The sequence below is a fragment of the Aquabacterium sp. UBA2148 genome, assembly GCF_002328915.1.
GTDB lineage: Bacteria > Pseudomonadota > Gammaproteobacteria > Burkholderiales > Burkholderiaceae_C > Aquabacterium > Aquabacterium parvum.
In genome coordinates this window covers 11,296-16,241 of sequence record NZ_DCXA01000146.1, presented here as the reverse complement: position 1 = coordinate 16,241, position 4,946 = coordinate 11,296, and the positions used below count along the sequence as shown (strand labels likewise).

6 protein-coding genes and 1 pseudogene are annotated in these 4,946 nt (G+C 67.4%); all 7 read right to left on the bottom strand.

Annotated elements, in window-relative coordinates:
• Positions 1–7: 7 nt before the first annotated feature.
• Complete coding sequence (locus B2W70_RS08035; RefSeq protein WP_058086840.1) at positions 8–1,018, bottom strand: inorganic phosphate transporter; 1,011 nt, start codon at positions 1,016–1,018, stop codon at positions 8–10.
• A gap of 19 nt (positions 1,019–1,037) precedes the next feature.
• Positions 1,038–1,685: a DUF47 domain-containing protein gene (locus B2W70_RS08030; RefSeq protein ID WP_058086841.1), complete on the bottom strand. Its 648-nt coding sequence runs from the start codon at positions 1,683–1,685 to the stop codon at positions 1,038–1,040.
• A gap of 97 nt (positions 1,686–1,782) precedes the next feature.
• The gene (locus B2W70_RS08025) at positions 1,783–2,061 is read right to left on the bottom strand and encodes an ATP-binding protein (protein WP_083505859.1); all 279 of its coding nucleotides are present in this window, start codon (positions 2,059–2,061) and stop codon (positions 1,783–1,785) included.
• 42 nt (positions 2,062–2,103) lie between these two features.
• Positions 2,104–2,808, bottom strand: coding sequence for an Hcp family type VI secretion system effector (locus B2W70_RS08020; RefSeq protein WP_058086842.1), 705 nt, complete (start codon positions 2,806–2,808; stop codon positions 2,104–2,106).
• 170 nt (positions 2,809–2,978) lie between these two features.
• Positions 2,979–3,320, bottom strand: coding sequence for a zinc ribbon domain-containing protein YjdM (locus B2W70_RS08015; protein WP_058086843.1), 342 nt, complete (start codon positions 3,318–3,320; stop codon positions 2,979–2,981).
• Positions 3,321–3,364: 44 nt separating this feature from the next.
• Positions 3,365–4,156 carry a CHAP domain-containing protein gene (locus tag B2W70_RS08010; protein WP_286744571.1) on the bottom strand — a complete coding sequence of 264 codons (792 nt, stop codon included), beginning with the start codon at positions 4,154–4,156 and terminating at the stop codon, positions 3,365–3,367.
• A gap of 23 nt (positions 4,157–4,179) precedes the next feature.
• Positions 4,180–4,946 (bottom strand): annotated as a pseudogene (locus tag B2W70_RS08005) (hypothetical protein); the annotation flags it as partial.

The following is a 4,946-nucleotide window of genomic DNA, read 5'->3' as shown; positions in this document are numbered from 1 at the left end:
GTTGAGGTCAGTACAGCTGCAGGCTCACCCAGTATGCAACGGCGGCCACGAACGCCGAGGCCGGGATGGTCAGGATCCAGGCCCAGACGATGTTGCCAGCCACGCCCCAGCGCACGGCCGAGGCGCGCTGCACCGAGCCCACGCCGACGATGGCGCCGGTGATGGTGTGGGTGGTGGAGACGGGCACGCCCAGGCCGGTGGCGATGAACAGCGTCAGCGCGCCCCCGGTTTCGGCGCAGAAGCCGCCCACGGGCTTGAGCTTGGTGATCTTCTGGCCCATGGTGCGCACGATGCGCCAGCCGCCGAACATGGTGCCCAGGCCGATGGCGGCGTAACACGCCACGATGGTCCAGGTGGGCGGGGCCTTGTCGCCCGCAGCGGCGTAGCCGGTGGAGATCAGCAGCATCCAAATGATGCCGATGGTCTTCTGGGCGTCGTTGCCGCCGTGGCCCAGGCTGTAGGCGCCGGCCGAGACCAGCTGCAGCCGGCGGAACCAGCGGTCCACCTTGGAGGGCGGCGTGCGGCGGCAGATCCAAGCCACCAGCACCATCATCAGCGAGCCGAGTGTGAAGCCCAGCAGCGGCGAAACGAAGATGAAGGTGACCGTGCGGATGATGCCGGTGGCGATCAGGGCACTGGCCCCTGCCTTGGCGATGACCGCGCCGACGATGCCGCCGATCAGGGCGTGCGAGGAGCTGCTGGGGATGCCGTAGTACCAGGTGATCACGTTCCAGGTGATGGCCCCGGTCAGCGCCCCGAACACCACGTGGGTGTCGATGACCCCCGCGTCGGCGATGCCCTTGCCCACCGTCGCCGCCACGCTGAGGTGGAAGACGAAGATGGCCACGAAGTTGAAGAAGGCCGCGAAGAGCACCGCCTGGCTGGGGCGCAGCACGCCGGTCGAGACGACGGTGGCGATGGAGTTGGCCGCGTCGTGAAAGCCGTTCATGAAGTCGAACAGCAGGGCCAGCACCACCAGCGCCATCACGACCCAAAGGGCCGTTTGCATGGGTTCCATGTCTTGGCTCCGGGGCGGATCAGGAGTTCTCGAGGATCACGCCCTCGATGAGCTTGGCCACGTCTTCGCACTTGTCGGTGACGGTTTCCAGCAGCTCGTAGATGGCCTTGAGCTTGATGACCTCGCGCACATCGGGCTCTTCGCGGAAGAGCTTGCTCATGGCGGCGCGCATGACGCGGTCGGCATCGCTTTCGAGCTGGTCGATTTCTTCGCAGGTCTTGAGCGCGGCCTGGGCGGTCTTGGCGTCGCCGATGTCGTGCAGCAGGGCGACGGCGTCCTTGACTCGCTCGGCGCTCTTGACGCACAGGTCGGTCAGGCGCTCGATCTCGTCGGTCATGCGACGCACGTCGTACAGGGCCATGGTCTCGGCGGCGTCCTGCATCAGGTCGGCCACATCGTCCATCGTGTTGATCAGCGAGAAGATCTGCTCGCGGTCGATCGGGGTGATGAAGGTGGTGTGCAGCAGGCGGTTGACTTCGCGGTTGATGGTGTCGGCTGCGGCCTCGGCGGCGTCCACGTCGCGGTTGTACTTCTCGCGCAGGGCCGGGTCGTTGTAGTTGCGAACCAGCTGGGCGAAGGCGTGGGCGGCCGTCACGATGTGGTTGGCGTGCTGGTTGAACAGCTCAAAAAAATTGCCCTCACGGGGCAGCAGCTTTCCAAAGATCATGGCGAGGGTCTCTCTCTCCGGGCGCGGGGGTGACGCGCCACAGGGCGTGGCTGACTTTTCATGACACCCGCATGGCATCACGAATGGTCCAAACGGCCTATTTTACCGGAGGGGGATCGTTGGGCGCCAGCGCGCCGCCGAGAGGGGCCGGGCCTGGGGCCGCTTTTTCCATGCGGATCACGCCAAAAGGACAGACCCGTGCACAGCGCGCGCAACCGGTGCAGCCGGAGACGTCGTGCAACTCGGCCCGCTTCGGCCCCCAGCCCCTGGGGCCAGTGGCCTGCAGCCAGATCACCTGGGGCGGGCAGGCCGCCACGCACCGGCCGCAACCGGTGCAGCGCGGCGCGTCGATGCGGGGCAGGGCAACAGCGGGCATGGCTCGCAGCTTAAGGCGAGCTGCCGCGCCGTGCACTCACATTCAGCCGCGGGTGCGGGCCGCCTCGCGCCGACGCCACGCCACGCCGCCGAGCCAGGTCAGGCCGCCCAGGGCCGCTGCCACCGCAGAGGGCTCGGGCACGGTGGTGATGGCGAAGTTGACCTTGCCACCCGCTTCGGCCAGACCACGCAGCACTTGCGCGTCCCCGGAGAACGACATGGCACCGGTGCTGGTCGGCCTGAACGAGCCCTTGACACAGGGCCCCAGACCGCCCCGGGCATCCTGCGGGCAATAGCTCATGGCGATGGCGCTGTAGCTCATGGAGCCGGTGACGATGACGCTTTCATCGGTGCCCGACGTGGACAGGCTGAGCACGTGGGCGTCGGAGAAGGTCATCTCGAAAAAGTCGCTGGAGATGCGTTCACCGACGCGGCGCACGGCCAGCTCCACCGGATCGAAATTGGTGTCGTTGACCAGGCCGAGGAACAAGGGCACGAAGGCGCTGTCGAGCTGCTGCGTCCAGGTGAAGGGCGCGAGCAGCACCCCGTCCTTGCCCAGGTTGGTGGCGCCCCAGGACCAGGACAGGAGCTCGATTTCCTTGGCGTGATCCTTGTCGGTGCTCTCGCCGGGCGCGCCGGGCACTTTCAGGTAGGTGTCGAGCGCGGCCGATGCTGGCAGCGACAAGGGGGCGATCAGGGCCAGCGCGGCCAGGCGGGTGAACAGTCGGGGGGTGAACAGCTTGGACATGGGGACTCCCTCGTCAGGTGGTGGCAACAAGGCCTCCGAGCGATGACGAGCGGACTGCGAAGGCCACCCACGAGCCTGCTTGCCCGGCGTGCGGCCGGCAAGCCCTCCCCCCTAACTTGTCAACGGCGCCAGCCTGGCAACGGCGCCGGACAGGCGTGACCCAGACCGGCTCAGGCCTTCTTGATGAACTCGGACTTGAGCTGCATCGGCCCGAAGCCTTCGACCTTGCAGTCGATGTCGTGGTCGCCTTCGATCAGGCGGATGTTCTTGACCTTGGTGCCGACCTTGATGACCGAGGAGGATCCCTTGATCTTCAGGTCCTTGACCAGGGTGACGGTGTCGCCATCCTGCAGCACGTTGCCGTGGGCGTCTTTCCAGACCTTGGCGGCGGGCTCTGCCTCGGTGGCTGCGCTGGCGCTCCATTCATGGCCGCATTCAGGGCAGACGAGGTTGGCGCCGTCTTCGTAGGTGTAGGCCGAGGCGCATTGGGGGCAAGGGGGCAGGGTGCTCATTCGGCAATGGTACGCCCGAGCCTTTGCCGCCCCCCTGATGCGCGTCAGCCCTTGTAGCGGATGAAGCCCTTGTTGATGCTGCCCACCTTGCGCTTGAGGCGGTAGACGCCGCCGCCTTCGCGCGTTTGCGAGGCATCGGTGTTGCCCTCGATGGTGTGGAGGTAGCCCCCTTCGACGCGCTCGACGAAACCGGTGTGGCCCATGCCGCCACCAAAGTCCATGATGAAGACCATGCCGGGCTGGATGAGCCCCGGGTCGGCGACCGCATCGCGCGCCAGCAGGCGGGTGCCGCCATGTGCCTCGGCCTTGTTCCAGTGGGCCAGGCAGCCGGCGGTGCGGTACATGGGGTTGTCGATGCCCAGGCCCTTGGCGGCTTCGTCGAAACAGTAATAGGTGAAGGCGCAGCACCAGGCCAGGCCCGACGGCACACCGGCACGGCGCAGGTATTCGTCGACCTCGGGGCCCCGGTTGCTGTTGCGCGGCTGCTCGCGCACCCCGGCATCGGCTGCGGCCCCCGCCTGCGCCAGCACCTGCGCGGCCAGGCCCTTGGGCTTGACCTCGACCTGGGGCACGCGCTGGGTGCCGAACAGGGCCTCCCAGGTGAGCGAGCCCACCTCGCCATCGACCTTCAGCGGCTGGAGCTGGCTGTCGACATTGCGCGCCTGAAAGAGCTTGACGGCCTGCTTCATGCGCGGGCCGAACAGGGGGTTGTCGGCGTCGAGCACGATGGCTTCGCCGCCGCGCAAGGCCAGGGCCTGGTTGAGCGCGGTCTTGAGCGCCTTGACGATGCGGGCGTCGGTTTCTCCCGACTTGATGACACGACCTGGGTATTTCATGGTTGTTTGCCTGTTGCGGGGTTTCAGTAGTCCAGTCGTTCGACCTTGACGGGCACCGGCTTGGCCGGGTTGACGATGTAGCCCAGGGCTTGGCCGACCAGCTCGACCGAGTTGTCGAAGCAGCCGTGGGTGGAGGGCTCGCTGCCCGAGCCGTTGGAGATGCTGCGCGCGTCGAGCAGGTGCAAGTTGGCGCCGCCATGGGGCAGGCCCCGCCAGAAGTCCTGCCAGCGGCGCACATCGGCCACGCGGTCGCGGGCCCAGCTGTCGTCGGCCGCATCGGGCTGGGTGGTGGCGGGGTCGAAGTTGCGGGCCATGCCCAGCAGCGGCATCTTGTGCACGTCCTCGAACGAGCGGCTCACGAGGTAGAGCAGCGACTTGCGGTACGGCCCCACGGTGTCGTCGAGCTCGTTCTTGTCGGACAGGGTGTGGATGTGGAAGTGCTCGGCGGGCAACACGCCCTTTTGCACGGCCGGCACGTAGTGGTCGAGCGCAAAGCGCGTGGTGCAGGCCGGCGCGAACAGGCGCGTGCTGGCGGCCTTGAGGCCCGCTGCCGACATCTGCTTGAGCATCGAGCCCAGCACGATGGAGCCGGCGGAGTGGCCCACCAGGTGGATCTCCAGGCCCGGCACCTCGGCCTTGAGCTTTTTCAGCCGCTCCACCGCCAGGCGCACGCCACCTTGCGGGTCTTCGCTGGCGCGGATGGCGTTGAGCTTCATCTGGCCCCACATGGCGCCACCGGGTGCGCGCAGCACCGGCTCGAGCATGCGGTCGGTGCCTTCGGCGATGCGGT

What these genes read in the sequence shown, in the direction of transcription:
- B2W70_RS08015 (WP_058086843.1), bottom strand. Translation starts at nt 3,320, where the DNA reads ATGAGCACCCTGCCCCCTTGCCCCCAATGCGCCTCGGCCTACACCTAC.
- B2W70_RS08030 (WP_058086841.1), bottom strand. Translation starts at nt 1,685, where the DNA reads ATGATCTTTGGAAAGCTGCTGCCCCGTGAGGGCAATTTTTTTGAGCTG.
- B2W70_RS08025 (WP_083505859.1), bottom strand. Translation starts at nt 2,061, where the DNA reads ATGCCCGCTGTTGCCCTGCCCCGCATCGACGCGCCGCGCTGCACCGGT.
- B2W70_RS08020 (WP_058086842.1), bottom strand. Translation starts at nt 2,808, where the DNA reads ATGTCCAAGCTGTTCACCCCCCGACTGTTCACCCGCCTGGCCGCGCTG.
- B2W70_RS08035 (WP_058086840.1), bottom strand. Translation starts at nt 1,018, where the DNA reads ATGGAACCCATGCAAACGGCCCTTTGGGTCGTGATGGCGCTGGTGGTG.
- B2W70_RS08010 (WP_286744571.1), bottom strand. Translation starts at nt 4,156, where the DNA reads ATGAAATACCCAGGTCGTGTCATCAAGTCGGGAGAAACCGACGCCCGC.